The organism is Rhodocaloribacter litoris (assembly GCF_011682235.2).
Taxonomy (GTDB): Bacteria; Bacteroidota; Rhodothermia; order Rhodothermales; family ISCAR-4553; genus Rhodocaloribacter; species Rhodocaloribacter litoris.
This window is the reverse complement of sequence record NZ_CP076718.1, coordinates 2,821,885-2,841,181: the sequence shown is the minus strand read 5'-3', so window position 1 is coordinate 2,841,181 and position 19,297 is coordinate 2,821,885. Positions and strand designations below refer to the sequence as shown.

Here is a 19,297-nt window from a genome sequence, read left to right as displayed (position 1 = left end):
CGCAAGGAGGTTGTCCTGCGCACGGTGCTCTCCCTTCCCTACGCCCGTGCGACCACTTCGTTCACCCGCCGTAGGGGGTCTTCTGGTACTGTCTGGCCCGGTCGTGCGCCCCGGCGTAGTCTTTCATCTTGCGCACGCGGCGGTAGCGCTCCAGGGCCTCGCTGCGGCGGCCCAGGGCGTCGTAGGCCATGCCCAGGCGCAAGGTGCCCAGCGTCTTGAAGTACGAGTCCCGCTTTTCACGGGCGGTGATCCGTTCGAGTTCTTCGAGGTAGCCGGCGGCGCGGGCGGGGTCCCCGTCGTTGAGGGCGGCACGCCCCAGGTAATAGAGGGCCTGCACGGCCAGGGCGTCCGTGTACCCGGCCTGTCCGGCCCGGTAGCGCTCCAGCACCTCGGCGTAGATGCGCCGGGCCTCGCGCCAGCGGCCCCATTGCGCGTGCACCCGTCCTTCGAGCGTGTGGAAGAAGGGGTTGTCCGGATGCCAGGCGCGGAGCCGCTGCACGTAGGCGAGGCTCTGGGCGAAGTCCGGCTCGTAGATCATGTAGATCTGGAGCAGGAAATAGGCGGCCTCGGTCCGGATGAAGCGTCCCTCGTCGGCCACGCGCCGGAGCTCGCGCAGGCCGCGGGTGCGGTCGCCGTCCGGGAAGAAGAGCATGAGCGGCTTCACGACCGGGTACTTCTCCGGCACCACGTCGGCGAAGTAGTCGTAGACGCCCTTGCCGAAGATGAAGTCGGCGTTGGCGGTGTCGTGCTCGGCGATGCGGAAGACATATTGCATGGCCTCCTTGCCATCGCGGGCGGCCCGGAGCCATTCGCCGCGGTTCGAGAGGAGCCGGCCCCGGAAGCCCAGTGCGGCGCCCTTGAAGAACATGGCGTCGAAGTCGTCACGGTTGCGTTTGAGGAGCCGGTCGCTGCGGCGGACGACCTCGTCCATCTGCCGGATGAAGGCCTCGTCGTGCGACGTGTCGTGCAGGTCGGGCAGGATCTGCCACCAGGTGATGAGGCCACGGAGGAACGGGCCGATGGGGTGTGCGGGATAGAGGGCCTCGATCCGGTCGAAGGTGCGGCGTGCCTCGTCGAGCTTCATGTTGTAGAGCAGGTCGAGCCCCGCTTCGCCGAGCGCCTGCACACGCGGGTCGTCGAGGACGGAGGCGAACCCGTCCAGCGCGGCGGGGCGGGCCGGTTGTGCCGGTGCGGGGGGCACACCCGCCAGGAGCCCCCCCAGCACCGCCGGCACCAGCCGCATCAAGCCGTATCGAAAAACGGTCACCATCGTCTCCTCCCGGGCACGGGGTTTCGTACCGGCCACCGGAAACGGCTGTTCCACCGGAGCCGGAGCTTCCGGCCTCTCCTCAAGCAAAAAAGGCACCGCTTCGGAGGAAGCGGCGCCTTTCCGCAAGCCCGTGTGGACCGGCCCCCTACCGCAGCCGTCGCACGCCGGCATAGACGAGCCCGACGAAGAGGATCTTGGCCAGGTCGACGGGGATGAAGGGGAGCCAGCCGCGCTCGAGCGATTCGAGCCAGGTGGCGTGCCCGGCCGCCGCGTGCAGCCAGGCGACGCCCAGGCTGAAAAGCACGAGCGAGCCCGCCAGCATGGCCAGGGTACTGCCGGCGAGCGTGTTCCACCGTTTCGAGAGCAGGCCGGTGACGGCCGCCGCGAGCGGATAGGCCAGCAGGTAGCCCGCCGTGACGGCGCCGAAGAGATAGGCCGGCCCGAACGTATCGCCGGCATAGACGGGCAGGAACAGGCCGAGCGTCAGGTAGAGCAGCTGCGCCAGCAGGCCGTTGCGCCAGCCGAGAAAGAGGCCGCTGCCGTAGACGGCCACCGTCTGCAGCGTGAAGGGCACCTCCCAGAGGTAGAGCCGCACCTGCGCGCCGAGCGCCGTCAACAGGGCGAACCCGGCGATGCCCAGCACCTGCACCATCACGGAAGCACGTTCGCCGCGCAGCGCGTCGACGGCCGCCGGGCGCGGGGTGTGAAGCGAGAGAAGCGTTGCCATAACAACCGTGTTGTGTTCCGGGAATCAGAAGGAGCGATAGCGTCAGCGCAAAGATAAGGCGCCGGCGGCAAGATTGCGTGGACGCCACCGAATTTTGGCACACCGGCGGCCGGCGTTACCGGGCGGTGCGGACCGGCGTGCGGCCGGGATCGGGATCGGCCTGCTCCGGCGGCCCGGAGGGCAGCACCACGGTGAAGACCACCCCCGCCCCGGGCTCGCCCGTGACGCTGATCCGCCCCCCCATCCATTCGACGAGCTCGCGGGTTATCGCCAGCCCGAGCTCGCTATCGCGGTGCTTGCCGAAGAACCGTTCCTCGTGGAGAAAACGCTCGAACCGGCCTGTATCCGCCGCGACCTGCGGGCGAGCGCCGGGCGGGAGGCCCGCCTCCGTGTCCCGCACGACGATCACGGCGGCCGGGCGGGCCTGCCAGGTCGCGGCCGCAACCTCCACCGTCACCCGCTCCCGTTCCGTGATCTTGAGCGCGCTCGAGACGAGGCCCACGAGCACCTGGCGCAGGCGCATCGGATCGGCGTAGACCCGGACGGCTTCGTCCCTGAAATCGACGGCCAGCGCCCGCTGGTGCCGGGCCGCCAGCGGGGAAAGCTGCCGGACCGTCTCTTCGACGAGGGGTCGCAGCGCAAAGCACGCGGGGTTGCGGGGCGCCCGGCCGGTTTCGATCCGCGCAAGGTCCAGCAGGTCGTTGAGGAAGGCGAGCAGGCGCTCCGTGCTCACGCGGATGGTTTGCAGGTGCGCGCGGTGTTCCGGTTCGAGACGGTGGCCCCCTTCGTCTTCGAGCCGCTGGGTGTAGCCCAGGATGGCCGCCAGCGGCGTGCGCAGTTCGTGGCCGACGATCGCCAGGAACTGCCCGCCGGCCAGGCGGGACGCCTTCATGGCGATGCCGGTCGCACGCAGCCGCCGTGCACGCTGGGCGACGGCCTTCTCGAGCCGCTCGGCCCGCCGCCGGGCCGCCACGTGCTCGTGCACCAGCCTGCCCCCCAGCAGCAGCACGAAGACAAGCAGGGCGTACGGGGTGAGCACCCCCGCCGACCGCAGAAAGTCATACACCCCGCCGGCCAGCAGCAGCCCGAAGCCGGCCGCAAACACCGGCGCCCCCGGACGACGACGCAGCAACGCGTGCCCCACCAGCACGACGGCCGGCACGGCCAGCACCACCCCGAGCCACCGGCCGAGCGTCACGAGCAACGCCACGAACGCCGGCGAGACCAGGAACGCCGCCACGACGAGGGCTCCGCTCCCTCCCACGGCCAGCAGCGCCAGCAACGTGAGCACCCGGGGCCATCGGCCCTCCCGGGCCGCCCCTTCCCCCCCGGCCGCCTCCGGATCCGGACGACGCCGGCCCACCGGCAAGCGGGCAAACGCCTCCGGAAAGAACGCCATGAAGGCGAACGCCACCAGGCCATTGAGCGCCAGGCTGCCCGCCGTCGCCCACGGAGAGACCACCCCGTACGGCAGGACCGCCGGCATCCCGGACGTGGCGGGCAGGCACGCCGCCGCCGCCAGCGCAAGCAAACACACCGACAGCGCCCGTACCTCCTTCCGCCACCAGAGCCATTGAAGGCCGAACAACAACGCCGCCAGCAACGCCATGCCGAACGCCGTGAACGCCCACGCCGCCTGCCGGACGTCCTCGAAATCGACCGGACCGGGGCCGCTTGCCCCTGTCCCCCCGCATCCGGCCAGCACCCCCCCCAGCACCAGCACGGTGCACCACACCCGCGGGCGGCGCCGGGCGTACCCGGGCCGGAGAAGACACCTGAACACGATACCGTGCATAACCCTGACGATATTGCAGCGGCGGGCGCGAGAAACGTTGGGGCCGCCCCCGGCCTCGTCCGGAGCAGGCGCTTTCACCGCGCGATCATCAGAGCGCCGGAGCTCCCAACGATTATCACCCCCGCCATAGAACCATCCCGACCTTCAAACAAAACCCAAAATCCTCAATCTTCCAACCCCCCGTGCGGAAAGACCGGCACGTGGCGCTGGCGACGGTTCCGGCTGCCGGATAGAGGCGGGGTATGGAGCCGGAAATCTACCGTGCAAAGGCGCCCCGTCAAAAGCAGCGTCATTGCCGGTGGTGCGAAGGATAGCGGCACGGGCCACGTAGCCGCGAGCTTCAGCCCGGGCCCGACGGCTATAATCTCCGGCGGATGCGGGGAAGCACCTCGGCCCGCCAGGCGGCAAAGCGCCCTTCCATGATGGCGCGCCGCGCCTCGCGCATCAGCCACAGGTAGAACGACAGGTTCTGCAGCGAGGCGATCTGCAGCCCCAGGATCTCCCCGGCGATGAAGAGGTGGCGCACGTACGCCTTCGTAAACGTCTGTGAAACGTACCGGTCGAGCCCCGGATCGAGCGGGGAGAAGTCGGTGCGCCACTTGCGGTTCTTGATGTTCAGGATGCCCTCGGTGGTGAAGATCATGCCGTTGCGCCCGTTGCGAGTGGGCATCACACAGTCGAACATATCCACCCCCCGTGCGATGTTCTCGATCAGGTTCTCCGGCGTTCCCACCCCCATCAGGTAGCGGGGTTTGTGCGCCGGCAGCTCCGCACAGACCACCTCCACCATGGCATACATCTGTTCGGCCGGCTCGCCCACCGACAGCCCCCCGATGGCATAGCCGGGGAAGTCCATCTCGACGAGGCACCGGGCCGATTCGCGGCGGAGGTCGGGGTAGACGACCCCCTGCACGATGGCGAACAGGGCCTGCCCGTGGCCGTAGGGGCAGGCCGTTTCGTCGAAGCGCTGCTTGCACCGGGCTGCCCAGCGGAGCGTCAGCTCGTGTGAGGTGCGGGCATAGTCGTACGCCGCGTCGCCGGGCGGGCACTCGTCGAGCACCATCATGATGTCCGCCCCGATGCGGCGCTGGATGTCGATGACGGACTCGGGCGTGAAGGTGTGGTAGGAACCGTCGAGATGGCTCTTGAAGCGGACGCCTTCCTCGGAGAGCTTGCGCCGCGCCGCCAGCGAGAAGACCTGGTAGCCGCCCGAGTCGGTGAGGATGGGGCCGGGCCACCGCATGAACCGGTGCAGGCCGCCGGCCCGTTCGAGCACCTCGGTGCCGGGCCGCAGGTAGAGGTGGTACGTGTTGCCCAGGATGATCTGCGCCTGCACGTCGTCGATCAGCTCGCGCGGCTGGACGGCCTTGACGCTCCCGACGGTCCCCACCGGCATGAAGATGGGCGTCTCGACCGGACCGTGATCCGTCTCGAGCAAGCCGGCGCGGGCGTTCGTCTCCGTGTCGGTGTGCAGCAGGGTAAACCGCATCCTTTCGGCCAGGAAAAAGCACCTGCCGGGTCCGTCCCGGGGAGAACCGGCGCGGTGCTGGTTCGTCGAAAGGTCCGAGAACGACCCTACCCCCTGCGAAGATTCCGTCCCTGTGCCATGCCCGACGACGCGACACGGGATCCATCCCCTCCGGAAGAGACCGGCTCCGCCGCCGGACCGGACCGGGACGAGACCGCCACCACCAAGAAGGAACAGATCCTCTCCCTCTTCGCCGCCGGCATCCGCGAGGTGGAGGACATCGCCATGCTCACCGGTGTGCGGCCCAGCTACGTGGCCTCGGTGCTCCAGGAAGCCGACCTGCGCACCGACTACTTCGACCTCTACACGTCCACCTCCCGCCCGATGAACGTCTACTCGAAGTTCTTCGCCGGGCGGCTCGGGTTCAAGGACGTGGAGACGGCCCGTCGCAGCGTGGCCCTCATCGACCGGCTCTACGAGCGCTTCGAGCAGGTGGCCGACCGCGCCGGACAGCACCACGCCCTGGTGATGGCGCTGACCATGTACAACCGCGCCCGCTGGACCGGCAAGACCGCCGAGGCCGACGTCTACCGCCGGTGGCTGCTCGAGCACCTCGGCGGCGTCGACGCCCGCCGGCTCGACGAGGGCGGGGATTGACCCGGCCGGCTCACCCCGCCCCCCCTTTCCCCACGCGCCGTGCCAGGTAGACGACGTTGTCCCGGGCGTCGGTCGCCACCTCCGCCAGGCATAGCCCGTTCCGTGCGAGCAGGCGGCGGTACCCCGCCTCATCCAGCGACCAGTACCGGAACACCCGGCCGTGCATCTCCCCCCGGCGTTCTCCCGCCACGTCGCCCGAGGTGAAGAGGAGCCATCCCCCCGGCCGCAGCCACTGCGCCACGCGCCGGAGGGCCGCGGCCTGCTTCTCCGGCGGCAGGTGAAACAGCACCCCCCAGGCCACCACCGCGTCGAACGTCCCCGGCGCAAACCGCACCGCCTCCACCCGCCCCAGACGGGCCTCGGCCTCCGGCACATTGGCCCGAAACCGGGCGAGCATCTCGGTCGAGGCATCCAGCCCCACCACGGCGCACCCCCGGTCGACGAGGAGACGGGCAAGGGGCAGGCCGGTGCCGCAACCGGCATCGAGCACCCGGGCTCCCGGCTCCAGCTTCGCGGCCAGCGCCGTCACCTCGGGCACGCCCGCCTCGGGGCCGCGCGCCCCGGCATACCAGCCGGCGATCCGGTCGTACTCATTCACCGGGCACCTCCGCCATCCCGGCCGCGGTGATCTTTTCCATCAGCGCCGCAAGGGTCGCCCGTTCGGAGGGATCGAGCGGCGCCAGCATGGCGGCGACCACCTCCCGGTAGACGGCGTCTTCCTCGGCAAAGACCTGCTCGCCCTCGGACGTCAGTTCCACGAGCCAGACGCGCCGGTCGGCCCGGCTGCGCGTGCGACGGGCCAGCCCCCGCGCCTCCAGGCGGTCCACCACCGGCGTGACGGCACTCTGCCCGATGCCCAGCCGCTCGGCCAGGTCGCTCATCCGGAGCGGGCCACTCTGCCCGAGCACCCCCAGCGCCAGCAACTCCTGCTTGGTGGCCTCCCCCCGCACCGCCGACTGCCGGGCCGCCAGCCGCGTGTACAGGGCCCCGAGATGACGAAAGGCGCGGATAAAGGATTCGACGTGATCGGTCGTGGACATGATCGGAGAAAGCCGGATGTGAAACCGCGTTTTCCCGGCCAACCATGCGTCGCCACAAAGGTTCCAAAAATAAATGTTCCAAAAATCGAAACAAGCAACGATCGAAGCAGTAAACGCGGCCGGAATATCCGGCGCGGCCCCCGCCGGCCTCTCAGGCGCCGGTTCCGACCACCACACACCTTTTGCGCTTTCCTTCCCGCACCATGCCCGATCCTCGTTCCCCTCTCGCCTTCGCCCGCAGCCTCCCGTCCCGGCGTCGCCGGTGGTGGGCCGTGTTCGGCGGCGTCCTGGCGCTCACCGCCTCGGCGGCGGCCACGCTCGTCGCCGGCATGTGGGATGCCTTCGGGGCACGGCCCTCGGGCGAGCGGCTGGCCCGCCTGGAGCGCTCCCCGCACTACCGGGACGGCCAGTTCGTCAACACCCTGCCGGCCCGCTCGCAGGGCATGTCCTTCTCCGTCCTGCGCGACTTTCTGGTGGGCGGCAGCGACTACCGGCGGCCCGGCGCACCGCTGCCCGTGGTCCGGCGCACGGCGGCCGACTTCGCCGCCTCCGTCCCCGGCCTCCGCGTGACGTGGCTGGGTCACTCGACCCTCCTCGTCGAGCTCGACGGCGTGCGGCTGCTCGTCGACCCCGTCTGGGGCGACCACGCCGCCCCGTCACCCCTGCTGGGGGTCGAGCGGTTCTACGCCCCGCCGCTGCCCCTCGACGCACTGCCGCCCCTCGACGCGGTGGTCCTCTCCCACGACCACTACGACCACCTCGACATGCCCACCATCCGGGCGCTGGCCGGGCGCGTGCCCCGGTTCGTGGCGCCGCTGGGGGTGGGGGCCCACCTCGAAGCCTGGGGCGTGCCCGCCGAGCGGATTGTGGAGCTGGACTGGTGGGAGGAGGTCGGCGTACGGGGCGTCCGCCTGGTGAGCACGCCCGCCCGCCACTTCTCGGGCCGCGCCCTCACCGACCGCAACGCCACGCTGTGGTCCGGCTGGGCCTTCCTCGGCCGCGACCGGCGCCTCTGGTACAGCGGCGACTCGGCCCTGACGCCCGACTTCTTCGCCATCGGCGAGCGCCTCGGCCCCTTCGACATGACCCTCATCGAGACGGGTGCCTACAACGCGGCCTGGACCGACGTGCACATGGGGCCGGAGCAGGCCGTGGCCGCCCACCGGATGGTGCGGGGCGGCCTGCTGGTGCCGGTGCACTGGGGCCTGTTCGACCTGGCCCTGCACGGCTGGACCGAGCCCGCCGAGCGCGTACGCGCCGCCGCCCGGGCCGCCGGCATCCCCGTGGCCTTCCCGCGCCCCGGCGAAAGCCTCACGCCCGAAACCTACCCCGCCGACCCGTGGTGGCCGCCGGTGCCCTGGCAGACCGCCGCCGAGACGCCCATCATCTCGACCGGCCTGCCCGACAGTGTCCTCAACCTCATCCCCCGTCCCTGATATGAAGGTTCTGATCTTCGGCGCCACCGGCATGGTGGGTCGGGCGGCGCTGGCCGCGGCCCTGACCGACCCCCGTGTTACCCACGTCCGCGCCGTCGTGCGCCGCCCCCCGGACTACACCCATCCCCGCCTCGACGTGCTGGTGCTGGAGGACTTCTTCGACTACACGGCCGTCGAAGCGAACCTGACGGGGTTCGACGCGTGCCTGTTCTGCCTGGGCGTGACGGCGGCCGGAAAAGACGAGGCCACGTACCGGCGCCTCACGTACGATCTGACGCTGGCTGCCGCCGAAACGCTCGCCCGGCGCAATCCGGCGATGACGTTCTGTTACGTCTCGGGCAGCGGCACCGACGCCGGAAGCCGGATGATGTGGGCCCGGGTGAAAGGTGAGACGGAGGCGGCGCTTTCGCGGCTGCCGTTCCGGGCGGTCTACCATTTCCGGCCGGGATTCATCCGCCCCGAGGGCGACGCCCGGCCCCGGATCCCGCTCTACCGGCTGGCCTATGCCGTCACCGCTCCCCTCTATCCGGTGCTCCGCAGGCTCTTCCCGGACCACGTAACCACCGCCGGCGAGGTCGGCCGTGCCCTGGTGGAAGCGGGCCTGGCCGGCGCCCCCACACCCGTCCTCGAAAGCCGCGCCATCCGGGCGCTGGCCGCGCGGGCGCCCCGTTGAGGCCCGTCCGGCTCCGGAACCACGCCCGGAGCCGGACGGAAAGCATACCGCCTACAGCTGACGCACCACGTCGATGAGCATCCGGACCTTCGCCGCGTCGGAGGAAGTGGCGGCCTGGCTATCCAGGTCGGCGGCCAGCCGGTCGAGCGCCTGCCGCCGGGCCGCACCCGACGCCGCCTCGGCACGGTCGAGCGCCTGCCGCACGGCGGCGATGCGTTCCGCGCTCAGCCCGCCCGAGCGCTCGAGCTGGTCCACGTAGGCCCGCGCCAGCACGAACGTGGCCGGCCATTCGAATTTCGGCTGGCCCTGCGCGTTCAGGTAGCTCAGCCGCACCGTTTTCGCCGCGGCGATCTCGTTCGCACTCAGGTACGGGCTCGGGGTCAGCTCGAAGATGTCGAGCCCCCGGGCGATCTCGGAGCTGACAATGAGTCCGTTGTACCAGTAGACGGACCAGCTCCCGCCCATGAGCATACGCTCGGGCGAGACAGGCCCCCGGTCGTGGAAGGCGATCTCGAAGGGATGGTCGGGGTCGGTCCAGTCGAAGACCGAGATGCCTCCCTGGTACCAGGCCTGCACCATCACGTCACGGCCCGGGATGGGGATGAGCGAGCCGTTGTGGGCGACGCAGTTTTCGAGCGGGGTCTGCGGGGCCGGCAGCTTGTAGTAGCTGTGGAAGCGCATCTTGCCCTCTTCGATCGTGAAGATGGCGTTGGCCCCCCACTCTTTCGGGTCGGTCGCGCGGCACTTGGGCTGGCCGCCGCCGCCCCACTCGTCCGAGAAGAGCACCTTCGTGCCGTCGTTGTTGAACGTGGCCGAGTGCCAGTACGAGAAGTTGGAGTCGGCCACGGCGTCGAGGCGGCGGGGCCGGACGGGGTCGGTGATGTCGAGCAGGAGGCCGTAGCCCTCGCAGGCGCCGCCGGCCAGCCCGATCTCGGGGTAGAGCGTGATGTCGTGGCACTGGTCGGGGCCGGTCTCTTCCTGCACCCCGAAGCGCTGGCGGACGATCTCCGGCAGGGCTGCCCGGAAGGCGGCGCTGTCCTCGGCCGTCGCCTCGGTGCGGCCCCGCTGCTTGACGAACTCCGCCAGCATCGGCGCCACGAAGCGATCCGGGAGGATGCGCTCCTGCCCGAAGATCTCGACGACGAAGGCCCCGCGGGCCCGGGCCGCCTCGATCTCGGCGCGGTCATCCGGCGCCAGGCCGTGCCGGGGCGGCGCCGCCAGGTTGTCGAAGATGCGCGGCGAGTTCACGATGGCGGCCTGCTCGGGGTGCGCCAGCGGCACCTTGATGACCTCGATCCGGAACAGGGCCGAGTTGGGGTCCTCGTCCGGCGGGGCCGCCGAGCAGCCGGGCAGCTCCTCGGCCGGGCGCACCGGCGCCGAGCCCGAGACGTAGATGTAGACGTTCTCGTCGTCGTTCGGGTCTTTGAGGACCGAATGCGTGTGCGAGCCCCGGCACGTCTGCACGTTGGCGATGTAGCGGGGGTTGCGGATGTCCGAGATGTCGAAGATACGGATGCCGCGGAGGCGGTCCTTGCTCACCGCTTCCGGGACGCCCTGCGTGCCGCAGTCGATCCGCCCGCCGAGCCCCTCGCCCGAGACGAAGAGCAGGTTCTCATAGACGGAGACGTCGCTCTGCGAGGCGGGGCACACGTACCCGTTCACCAGCACGGGCGCCTCGGGGTTCGAGATGTCCCAGATCTGGATGCCGTTGTAGTTGCCCTGGATGACGTAGTGGTCCTTGAAGGCCAGGTCGGAGTTGGTCACCCCCACGAACGCCTCGGGCGGGGGCGTCGAGGAGAGCTTGCGCAGGTTCCAGATGGCCTCTTCGGCGTCGAACAGGCCGGCGCCGAGGCCCACGCGCGGGTCGGGCGAGAGGGCGGCGGCCGGCGTCGCCGACGTGGAGGGCATCGCCGAGGCGGCGGGTGCGGGCGGGGCCTCCGCCGGCTGCGAAACGGGCCGGGGCGCACAGGCCGACAGCCCCAGCAGGGCGGCGACGGCCAGGGAGGCGGCAAAACCCGCACGGTGAGAACAAGGGCGTAACAGACCTTTCATGAGAAGTTTCCGGATTGTGTGGGCGATGGGGTAAACGGGGGCGCGGCTTACCGGCCCGCGCCGTTCATCTGCTGGAGCATCAGGCGCATCCGCTCGATCTCGGTCCGCTGGTCCACCTGGATATCGGAGGCCAGTTTGAAGACCTGCTCGTCGAGGGCGGCGCCGTCGGTGGCGAACAGCTCTTCGACCATGTCGACGGCGCCCTGGTGATGCTGGATCATGTATTCGAGGAAGAGCCGGTCGAACTCAGGACCACGGGCGGCATCGAGGGCTTCGAGTTGCGCCTGCGAGAGCATCCCCGGCATGTGCATCATGTGGTGGTCGACGCCGTGGACGGTGAGCCGTATGCCGTCGATCTCGATGTCGGGCACGGTCAGGCCCCGGTCGCGGAGCCATTGCTGCATGGTGGCGATCTCGTCTCGCTGGGCGTTGAGGATGCGGGCCGTGAGGCGGCGCACCGCCGGGCCGGCGTCGTGCGTGGGCGCCAGCGCGGACATGACGAGCGCCTGCGCGTGGTGCACGATCATGCCGGTGACGAAGTGCACGTCGGCCTCGGTGAAGCGGGTGCGGGCGCTGTCCTGCCGGGCCCAGTAGAGGGCTTCCAGCCCGGCGGTCGCCGGGGTCGCTGTGTCCGCCGCCGGGGCAGGCGTCATCGGTTCGGTGCTGCGGCATCCGGCCAGCGCCAGCACCAGCAGCAACGGGAGCAAAACGTGTTTCATGGGCCTCCTTACGAACGGGTGCGCGCCAAGTTACTCATTCATGCCCATGTTTGAAAGGGGTTCCAGTATCCCCTCCCGCCGGCCGGAACGCAACGTTTCCCCGCGGGTCGAAGCCGTATCCGTCGCCCGACGGCACCGGCGCGCTCGCCCCCCCACGAACAATCGATCAATCTGCGCCTCCGAACGGAACCCGTCTCCGAGCCCCCGGGTTTGCCATGATTCAACGTTCGGGATCCTCCCGTACGCCATTGTTTCCGCCGAAAAAACACGGATTTCGTCCCGCACTTATGGCTGCCGAAACGACCACGCCGCCGGCCGAGACCGGCAAGCGCGCCCTCTACGACCCGCACGCCATCGAGGCGAAGTGGTACGACTACTGGGAACGCCACGGCTTCTTCAACGCCGACGTGCGCCCGGACAAGAAGCCGCACGTGATCATGATGCCGCCCCCGAACGTGACCGGGCGGCTGCACATGGGCCATGCCCTGCAGGACACCATCCAGGACGCCCTCACCCGCCTGCGCCGCATGCAGGGCTTCGAGGCCCTCTGGATGCCCGGCAAGGACCACGCCGGCATCGCCACGCAGAACGTCGTCGAGCGCACGCTGAAGGAGCAGGAGGACAAGACGCGCCACGACCTGGGCCGCGAGCGCTTCCTCGAGCGCGTCTGGGACTGGGTCCGTGAGTACGGCGACATCATCCTCCAGCAGAAACGCCGCCTGGGCGACTCGTGCGACTGGCGCCGCGAGCGCTTCACCATGGACGAGCGCTACGCCGAGGCTGTCCAGCGCGTCTTCGTGCAGCTCTACCAGGAGGGGCTCATCTACCGGGGCCACTACCTGGTCAACTGGTGCCCCGTGGACATGACCGCCCTCTCCGACGAGGAGGTGGAGAACGTGGAGCGGGACGGCCACCTGTGGTACATCCGCTACCCCCTGGCCGACGGCAGCGGCCACCTCACCATCGCCACCACCCGCCCCGAGACGATGCTGGGCGACACCGCCGTGGCCGTCCACCCCGAGGACGAGCGCTACGCCCACCTCGTCGGCAAAAAGGTGCGCCTGCCCCTGCTCGGCCGCGAGATCCCCGTCATCGCCGACGAGTACGTCAAGAAGGACTTCGGCGCGGGCGCCCTCAAGGTGACCCCGGCGCACGACAAGAACGACTTCGAGATCGGCCAGCGCCACGGCCTCGAGGTCGTTAACATCATGAACCCGGACGCCACCATCAACGAAAACGGCGGCCCCTATGCCGGGCTCGACCGCTTCGAGGCCCGCCAGCGGATCGTGGCCGACCTGGAGGCGCAGGGGCTGCTCGAAAAGGTGGAGCCCTACAAGGTGTCCGTCCCCATCTCGCACCGCTCGAAGGCCGTCATCGAGCCGCTGCTCTCGCGGCAGTGGTTCGTCAAGATGAAGCCGCTGGCCGAGCCCGCCATCGAGGCCGTCCGCAGCGGGAAGATCACCTTCTACCCGAAGCGGTGGGAGAACGAGTACTTCCGCTGGCTCGAAAACATCCGCGACTGGACCATCAGCCGGCAGCTCTGGTGGGGCCACCGCATCCCCGTCTGGTACTACACCGACGAGCACGGCGAGATCGACGAGGAGCGCGGCTTCGTCGTCTCGGTGGAGCAGCCCGAGCCCGGCATGGTGCAGGACGAGGACGTGCTCGACACCTGGTTCTCGTCGTGGCTGTGGCCCTTCGCCACGCTCGGCTGGCCCGAGGACAGCGAGGCGGTGCGCCGCGACCTGGCCTACTTCTACCCCGGCGACGTGCTCGTCTCGGGCTACGACATCCTCTTCTTCTGGATCGCCCGCATGATCATGGCCGGGCTCCACTTCACCGGCGAGATCCCCTTCCGGGACGTCTTCATCACCGGCATGATCAAGGACAAGTACGGCCGGTGGATGTCCAAGAGCCTGGGCAACGGCATCGACCCGCTGGAGATGATCGAGCAGTACGGGGCCGACGCCGTGCGCTTCTCGCTGACGATCCTCTGCGCCCAGGGGCAGGACATCAAGCTCGACCCCACCAAGTTCGAGATGGGGCGCAACTTCGCCAACAAGATCTGGAACGCCTTCAACGTCTTCGGCCAGTTCATGGAGACCGACACCGACGGCCGGCCGGTGAAGGACTACCGCCGGCGCCGGTCGTTCGACGAGCTGGAGCTGGTCGAGCGCTGGATGCTCACGCGCCTGCACCGCACCATCGAGGCCGTCGACGAGGACATCCGCCGCTACCGCCTCAACGAGGCGCTGACGAAGATCTACACCCTCTTCTGGGGCGATTACTGCGACTGGTACCTGGAGCTCATCAAGCCCCCCTACGGCGAGGCGATGGACGAGGACAAGATCGCCCTGGCCGTCGAGCTCTACGAGAAGCTCCTGCAGCTCCTGCACCCGTTCATGCCGTTCATCACCGAGGAGCTGTGGTGGAAGCTGCGGCCCCGCCGGGAGGGCGAGGCGTGCATCGTCTCGCCCTGGCCCCGGCCCGACGCGGCCGAGACGGACGACGACGCTGCGGAGATCTTTGCCACGCTCCAGGAGATGGTCTCGGGCATCCGCAACGTGAAGAGCCAGTACGGCGTCTCGCCGGGCAAGGCCATCGCCGCGCGCATCAACGTGGCGGCCGACGCCCCGGCGCTGGCCGCGGCGCTGCAGGCCCACCCCCACTACTTCGAGCGCCTCGCCCGCGTGAGCGACCTGACCGTGGGCCACGGGCTCGACAAGCCGAAGGCCAGCGCCTCGGTGGTCGTCGGCAAGCACGAGGTCTACGTGCCCCTGGCCGGCATGATCGACCTGGACGTGGAACGGGAGCGGCTGGAGAAGGAGATCGCGCAGAAAGAGCGGTTCCTGGCGGGCGTCGAGCGCAAGCTGCAGAACGAGCAGTTCGTGCAGAAGGCGCCGGCGGAGGTCGTCGAGCGCGAGCGCCAGAAGGCCGCCGACGCCAAGGCCGAGCTCCAGCGCCTGCGCGCCAACCTGGCCGACCTGACCTGACCGCATGGCGCTCCCCGGCCCGCACGCAGGATCCCCGTCCGCGCCCCGGCGTGCAACGCGTAACCCTTTCCCCCTTTGCCCCGACCATGGACACGAACTACCGCGACTGGGACGCCGAGGACCTGCTGACGGCCATCGAGGTGGCCGGGCGCCATCCCGACCCCGACCTGCTGCAGGCCTGCCTCGACCGGCCCGGCGACCTCACCCCCGGCCTGCTCGACCTGTTCCGGGCCGACCTCGACGAAACCCGGCGCGCCCAGCAGGAGACATGGGCCGACGATGACCCCCGCTGGTACGCCAGCATCCATGCCGGGAACCTGCTCCTTGCCTTCCGCGAGCCGGCGGCCCTGCCCGTCTTTGTAGCCTATTTCCGGGATCCCGCCTTTGAATACTACCTGGAATGGTTCGAGGGGGAACGGCTGGCCCACTACGGCCCGGCCGCCGTGCCCGCGATGCTGGCCCTGCTGGAGGACGAGACGGCCTGGGTGTTCGGGCGCCTCACCGCGGCGACCGTCCTGGGCCACATCGCATACTTCCACCCCGGAGAACGCGACCGCATCCTGGCGGCCCTGCGCGCCCAGTTCCCCCCGCTCCGCGACGACGGCACCCCGGACGTCCCGGAAGACCTCGACCTGGATAGCCTGGAGAACGACCTGAGCCTCCTGTGGACCGAAATCGCCTACACGCTGGCGCGGCACCAGGACCGGGAGAGCGAGCCCGTCATCACGGCGCTGTTCGAGCACGGCTTCATCGACCCGACCTTCTTTGGCGACCTGGACGCGTACCGCCGGATCCTCGCCGCCCCCTCCGAGGAAGACCGTTACGAGCCGGTGGACGGCGACCCCATCGCCTTCTATGCGGCGTTGCAACGACGGGAAAACTTCTGGAATCAGCCGGTCAAAAACGACGAGCCCCTTTCGTTCGAGGACGCGCTCCCGGGCGTTTCCGGCACCTTCGTGCGGGAGCAGCCGAAGGTGGGCCGCAACGAGCCCTGCCCCTGCGGCAGCGGCAAAAAGTACAAGAAGTGCTGCGGGCGCTGACCCGCCCGGCTCCGATCCGAGACGCCCATGACCTACACCCCGCTCGACCGGCCCGAGCACGTTCCCCGCGTGTTCGTCGAAGCATGGAACCGGCGGGACGCCCGCACGCTGGCCGCAATCTTCGACGAGGATGCGGACTTCATCAACGTCGTCGGGCTGTGGTGGCACGACCGTGCGGCCATCGAACGGGCGCACGCCTACGGCCTGGCGCACCTCTTCGACCGGTCCACACTCCGCCTGCTCCGGGTGAAGGTGAAACCCCTGTCCGAGGACGTCGCCGTCGTCCACGCCCGGATGCACCTGACCGGGCAGACGCCCGTCGCCGGCATCGCCCGCCCGCAGCCGCGCACGAACCTCTTCACGTTCGTCGTGCACCGGGTGGGCGAAGCGTGGCGCTGCGCCGCCGCCCACAACACCGACGTCGTTCCAGGCATGGAGACGAACGTCATCGACGAGACCGGCCGGCTCCGTGCCGTCGACTACCGGGCGGCTCCCTGACCCACCACGTCCTTTCGAACCCCGTTATGCAACCGATCCGACGCGCCTTTCTCGGGACCTGGCTGCTCCTGGCGGCGTTGCTGCCGGCCGCCTGCGGCGGTCGCGGCGATGCCGGTGCGGAACCCACCGTCCATGTCGAGGACTTCGAATACCTGTTGCTGCCGGGGGAGGTCCGTGTACTCACCGGGCGGGTGGTCAACCCCACGGACGAACCCATCGCCCACGCACAGCTCCAGGTGTCCCTCTTCGACGCCGACAACCGCCGCATCGGGAGCATGATCATCGTGGTGGACGACATCCCCGCACGCGGCGAGAAGGCGTTCCGCGAAGTGATCGACAGCGACGAGGACATCCGCGGCGCCCGCGTCCGCAGTATCCTGGTGCTTTGAGGCGGGCCGCTACCGCACCGGGACGACCGGCACCGCCTGCACCCGCCGCCCCGGCCCGATGCCGTCCCACCGGAACACGCACCGGTCCGCGGCGCAGTCATCCGGCGCCGCTCACCTCGCCCACTTCGGCCCCTGCCGCCCGCCGGAACTCGCCTCTGTGCCGAGCAGGTCGATTCCGCGCTGTGCCCGCTTTCGCCGCCAGACCACGTAGTGACGCCATGTCCCTATGAGGCCCAGCAACGTGAACAACAGGGCCGGATGGCGATGCCCGGCGTCGGTGACAGACATGACGGCAAAAAAGACCGTCAGCGCCAGACCCAGCAAGACCATGTACCCGCTGCCGGGCTGAAGGGCTCTGTCTATCCGGTTCATGAGGGTCGGGGGGATGGGGTTAGGAAGATACGACCCCCGCGTGCCACGTGCAAACGTGCAACGCCCCAACGTCCCCACGCGCAACGCCCCCGCCTCACCGGGCGAGGCGCAGGCCCAGGAGCCACCACCGGCCCGGCATCGGCGCGTCGAAGACCTCGGCGTAGCGCACGTCGAACACGTTGCGGACCTCGGCCGAGAGGGTGAGGCGGGCGCGGCCGGCGGGGAGGCGGTAGGCCGCGCGAAGGTGGACCACCTCGTAGGCATCCCCGGCGAGACGCTCCTTCGCCAGGGCCTGCACGCTCAGCGTGGCCGCCCCGGCGTCAACGGCCAGGGTGGCCTGCCCCAGATGGCGGGCGTTCGTCAGCGCGTACTTGTACCGCGCCACCCGGTCGGTGTCAGCCAGCGTGGCGTCGAGGTAGGTGTAGGCGGCGGTGGCCCGCAGGCGCACCGGCCCCACCTGCCGCCGCGCCTCCAGGTCCAGCTCCAGCCCGGTCGTCTCCACCCGCAGCACGTTGCGGGCCAGGAAGACGGTGTCCGCCGGCGTGAGCATCACGTAGTCGATCAGGTCGTCCGTGTCGCGGCGGAAGAGGGTGGCGCGGGCGACGAGCCCCCCGGCCGGGTACAGGTCGAGGCCGGCCTCGTAGGACCAGGCTCGCTCGGCCCGCAGGTCGGAGTTGCCCAGATTGCGGCCGCGCGGCCGGGCGAGCGTGGTGTTGAAGTAGCGCTCCACGTAGGTCGGCGCCCGCACGGCGCGGGCCACGGCGGCGCGGAGGATGACCGGCCCGGCGGCGTAGGCGGCGCTCACCTGCGGCGTCCACTCGGTCCCGAAGCCGGGGTCGTGGTCGAGGCGAGCGCCGGCGTGGAGGGTGAGGGCGGGCGTGGCCTGCCAGCGGGCCGTCGCGAAGGCGCCGGCGGCGGCATCGGCGTGGGTGCCCATGTTGTTCGAGTCGATGCCGCGCACCGAGGCCGAGAGACCGGCGCCCAGGCGAAGGCCCGGCGCCACCGGGCGGCTCAGGCGGGCCAGCAGGTTGGCCTGGCGGCTGGTGTGGCGGTTGGCGGGTGTCTGCGGGTTGAACACGTACGTGTCCTCGTGCTGCCGGGCCGAGAGCTGCACCTCCCACGGCAGGTCCGCCCCGGGGCCCTGCACGCGGAGCTGGGCCCAGTAGGTGGTGGTGGCCTCGCGGGCCGTGTCGCTGGCGAAGGGGGTGTAGAAGTGGAAGGCGTTGAAGGCGCGGTCGTCCACCCCGGCCCGCCCGTAGAGGGTGGCTCCGCCGAGGCGGTGGGCCAGCGCCAGCGTGTGGGCCTGCCGGCTGAAGTCGGTGCGGAGTCTTTCCGCGCCGCGGCGGACGGGCGTGCCGTCGGCCGCCGTCAGGGGCTGGCCGTCGCTGCCCTGCCAGGCCGTGGCGGCGCTGAGGAGCGTCCGGGCGCCGTCGCGCCGGAGGGCGGCGTCCACCTCGTAGAGGGCGTGGCGTCCCAGGCGGGCCGTCCCGCCCCCGGCCAGGCCCGCGCCGTGCCCTTCGCGCCAGAGCCCGGCGTACGTGAACACCTGGATCACCCCGCCCAGCGCGTCGGGGCCGTAGACCGCCGCCGCCGGCCCGCGCAGCACCTCGATGCGGGCGATCTCGGAGAGCGGCACGGGGAAGTCCGAGAGGAAGTGGCCGGTCATCGGGTCGTTGAAACGGGCGCCGTCGAGCAGCACCAGCACCCCGTTGAACGTCGAGCCCCGCATCGTCAGGTCGCTCTGCACGCCGAAGCCGCCGCGCGCGGCCGCCTCCACCCCGCCGACGGTGCGGAGCAGCTCGTCGAACGACGAGACGGGCAGGGCCGCCAGGTCGCGGGCCGTCCAGACGGACACGACGCGGCCGGTGTGGCGAAGGTCTTCCGGCACCCGCGAGGCCGTTACCACGATGGAGTCCGGCAGCGTACCTTCGAGGGGGACATCCTGGGCCCACGCGGGCACCATCCCCACCAGAAACAGAAAAAGACAACCGGGCGCACGCACAGTACGGTAACGATGATGTTCAAGAGTCGAAGCCGGTCGAGACCCACCTGGCGTCGAGATCGAGCACCTGACCCGACGCGTATCGGCCGAACCGGTAAGTTAGGCCTCCGCCATGAAACGATCACCGAAGCACCCGTGAAGAGCCCCATGCTCCCGTTCCTCCCGC

17 protein-coding genes are annotated in these 19,297 nt (G+C 70.1%); 7 read left to right on the top strand and 10 right to left on the bottom strand.

All coding sequences use genetic code 11. The features are described from left to right. Positions 1-61: 61 nt before the first annotated feature. The 4 genes from GQ464_RS11790 to tgt all read right to left on the bottom strand — a co-directional run bounded on the left by GQ464_RS11790 (position 62) and on the right by tgt (position 5,281). Positions 62-1,270, bottom strand: a complete 1,209-nt coding sequence (locus GQ464_RS11790) for a tetratricopeptide repeat protein (protein ID WP_166980191.1) — start codon at positions 1,268-1,270, stop codon at positions 62-64. 145 nt (positions 1,271-1,415) lie between these two features. After that, positions 1,416-1,997 (bottom strand): biotin transporter BioY, encoded by a 582-nt coding sequence (locus GQ464_RS11785; RefSeq protein ID WP_166980165.1) that lies wholly within the window; start codon positions 1,995-1,997, stop codon positions 1,416-1,418. A gap of 115 nt (positions 1,998-2,112) precedes the next feature. Then, positions 2,113-3,792 carry a sensor histidine kinase gene (locus GQ464_RS11780; protein WP_228350240.1) on the bottom strand — a complete coding sequence of 560 codons (1,680 nt, stop codon included), beginning with the start codon at positions 3,790-3,792 and terminating at the stop codon, positions 2,113-2,115. 358 nt (positions 3,793-4,150) lie between these two features. Further along, complete coding sequence (tgt, locus tag GQ464_RS11775) at positions 4,151-5,281, bottom strand: tRNA guanosine(34) transglycosylase Tgt (protein ID WP_166980161.1); 1,131 nt, start codon at positions 5,279-5,281, stop codon at positions 4,151-4,153. Positions 5,282-5,398: 117 nt separating this feature from the next. Between tgt and GQ464_RS11770 the strand changes: the two genes are divergently transcribed. Next, complete coding sequence (locus GQ464_RS11770) at positions 5,399-5,917, top strand: hypothetical protein (protein WP_228350239.1); 519 nt, start codon at positions 5,399-5,401, stop codon at positions 5,915-5,917. Between the two features lie 10 nt (positions 5,918-5,927). Here GQ464_RS11770 and GQ464_RS11765 read toward each other — a convergent pair whose 3' ends face one another. After that, positions 5,928-6,515, bottom strand: coding sequence for a class I SAM-dependent methyltransferase (locus GQ464_RS11765; protein WP_166980159.1), 588 nt, complete (start codon positions 6,513-6,515; stop codon positions 5,928-5,930). Then, positions 6,508-6,957 (bottom strand): MarR family winged helix-turn-helix transcriptional regulator, encoded by a 450-nt coding sequence (locus GQ464_RS11760; protein WP_166980157.1) that lies wholly within the window; start codon positions 6,955-6,957, stop codon positions 6,508-6,510. The genes GQ464_RS11765 and GQ464_RS11760 overlap by 8 nt, the downstream gene beginning before the upstream one ends. Positions 6,958-7,160: 203 nt before the next feature. Between GQ464_RS11760 and GQ464_RS11755 the strand changes: the two genes are divergently transcribed. Together GQ464_RS11755 and GQ464_RS11750 are read left to right on the top strand one after the other, a co-directional pair. Beyond that, positions 7,161-8,393 carry an MBL fold metallo-hydrolase gene (locus tag GQ464_RS11755; protein WP_228350238.1) on the top strand — a complete coding sequence of 411 codons (1,233 nt, stop codon included), beginning with the start codon at positions 7,161-7,163 and terminating at the stop codon, positions 8,391-8,393. A 1-nt stretch (position 8,394) separates the two neighbouring features. After that, complete coding sequence (locus GQ464_RS11750) at positions 8,395-9,066, top strand: NAD(P)H-binding protein (RefSeq protein WP_166980155.1); 672 nt, start codon at positions 8,395-8,397, stop codon at positions 9,064-9,066. Between the two features lie 51 nt (positions 9,067-9,117). On the opposite strand, the gene GQ464_RS11745 is transcribed toward GQ464_RS11750, so the two are convergent. Together GQ464_RS11745 and GQ464_RS11740 are read right to left on the bottom strand one after the other, a co-directional pair. Further along, the gene (locus GQ464_RS11745) at positions 9,118-11,118 is read right to left on the bottom strand and encodes an LVIVD repeat-containing protein (protein WP_228350237.1); all 2,001 of its coding nucleotides are present in this window, start codon (positions 11,116-11,118) and stop codon (positions 9,118-9,120) included. 47 nt (positions 11,119-11,165) lie between these two features. Further along, a complete protein-coding gene (locus GQ464_RS11740; protein WP_166980153.1) occupies positions 11,166-11,837 on the bottom strand; it encodes a DUF305 domain-containing protein in 672 nt (223 codons plus the stop codon). 287 nt (positions 11,838-12,124) lie between these two features. Between GQ464_RS11740 and GQ464_RS11735 the strand changes: the two genes are divergently transcribed. From GQ464_RS11735 to GQ464_RS11720, 4 genes are all read left to right on the top strand, one after another. Then, the gene (locus tag GQ464_RS11735) at positions 12,125-14,830 is read left to right on the top strand and encodes a valine--tRNA ligase (protein ID WP_166980151.1); all 2,706 of its coding nucleotides are present in this window, start codon (positions 12,125-12,127) and stop codon (positions 14,828-14,830) included. Between the two features lie 86 nt (positions 14,831-14,916). Next, entirely contained in the window at positions 14,917-15,870 is a 954-nt protein-coding gene (locus GQ464_RS11730; RefSeq protein WP_228350236.1) for an SEC-C metal-binding domain-containing protein, read from the top strand. Positions 15,871-15,897: 27 nt separating this feature from the next. After that, positions 15,898-16,368 (top strand): YybH family protein, encoded by a 471-nt coding sequence (locus GQ464_RS11725; RefSeq protein ID WP_166980149.1) that lies wholly within the window; start codon positions 15,898-15,900, stop codon positions 16,366-16,368. A gap of 26 nt (positions 16,369-16,394) precedes the next feature. Then, positions 16,395-16,757: an FxLYD domain-containing protein gene (locus GQ464_RS11720; protein WP_166980147.1), complete on the top strand. Its 363-nt coding sequence runs from the start codon at positions 16,395-16,397 to the stop codon at positions 16,755-16,757. A 111-nt stretch (positions 16,758-16,868) separates the two neighbouring features. On the opposite strand, the gene GQ464_RS11715 is transcribed toward GQ464_RS11720, so the two are convergent. Next, on the bottom strand, positions 16,869-17,129 hold the full coding sequence (locus GQ464_RS11715; RefSeq protein WP_166980145.1) for a hypothetical protein: 261 nt from the start codon (positions 17,127-17,129) through the stop codon (positions 16,869-16,871). A gap of 94 nt (positions 17,130-17,223) precedes the next feature. Then, a complete protein-coding gene (locus GQ464_RS11710) occupies positions 17,224-19,131 on the bottom strand; it encodes a TonB-dependent receptor plug domain-containing protein (RefSeq protein ID WP_228350235.1) in 1,908 nt (635 codons plus the stop codon). Positions 19,132-19,297 lie beyond the last annotated feature (166 nt).

Excerpts from the sequence above, each read along its gene's own strand:
- GQ464_RS11730 (WP_228350236.1), top strand. The coding sequence starts at position 14,917 with ATGGACACGAACTACCGCGACTGGGACGCCGAGGACCTGCTGACGGCC.
- GQ464_RS11735 (WP_166980151.1), top strand. The coding sequence starts at position 12,125 with ATGGCTGCCGAAACGACCACGCCGCCGGCCGAGACCGGCAAGCGCGCC.
- GQ464_RS11715 (WP_166980145.1), bottom strand. The coding sequence starts at position 17,129 with ATGAACCGGATAGACAGAGCCCTTCAGCCCGGCAGCGGGTACATGGTC.
- GQ464_RS11790 (WP_166980191.1), bottom strand. The coding sequence starts at position 1,270 with ATGGTGACCGTTTTTCGATACGGCTTGATGCGGCTGGTGCCGGCGGTG.
- GQ464_RS11745 (WP_228350237.1), bottom strand. The coding sequence starts at position 11,118 with ATGAAAGGTCTGTTACGCCCTTGTTCTCACCGTGCGGGTTTTGCCGCC.
- GQ464_RS11740 (WP_166980153.1), bottom strand. The coding sequence starts at position 11,837 with ATGAAACACGTTTTGCTCCCGTTGCTGCTGGTGCTGGCGCTGGCCGGA.
- GQ464_RS11770 (WP_228350239.1), top strand. The coding sequence starts at position 5,399 with ATGCCCGACGACGCGACACGGGATCCATCCCCTCCGGAAGAGACCGGC.
- GQ464_RS11760 (WP_166980157.1), bottom strand. The coding sequence starts at position 6,957 with ATGTCCACGACCGATCACGTCGAATCCTTTATCCGCGCCTTTCGTCAT.
- GQ464_RS11755 (WP_228350238.1), top strand. The coding sequence starts at position 7,161 with ATGCCCGATCCTCGTTCCCCTCTCGCCTTCGCCCGCAGCCTCCCGTCC.
- GQ464_RS11725 (WP_166980149.1), top strand. The coding sequence starts at position 15,898 with ATGACCTACACCCCGCTCGACCGGCCCGAGCACGTTCCCCGCGTGTTC.
- GQ464_RS11750 (WP_166980155.1), top strand. The coding sequence starts at position 8,395 with ATGAAGGTTCTGATCTTCGGCGCCACCGGCATGGTGGGTCGGGCGGCG.
- tgt (WP_166980161.1), bottom strand. The coding sequence starts at position 5,281 with ATGCGGTTTACCCTGCTGCACACCGACACGGAGACGAACGCCCGCGCC.
- GQ464_RS11780 (WP_228350240.1), bottom strand. The coding sequence starts at position 3,792 with ATGCACGGTATCGTGTTCAGGTGTCTTCTCCGGCCCGGGTACGCCCGG.
- GQ464_RS11785 (WP_166980165.1), bottom strand. The coding sequence starts at position 1,997 with ATGGCAACGCTTCTCTCGCTTCACACCCCGCGCCCGGCGGCCGTCGAC.
- GQ464_RS11720 (WP_166980147.1), top strand. The coding sequence starts at position 16,395 with ATGCAACCGATCCGACGCGCCTTTCTCGGGACCTGGCTGCTCCTGGCG.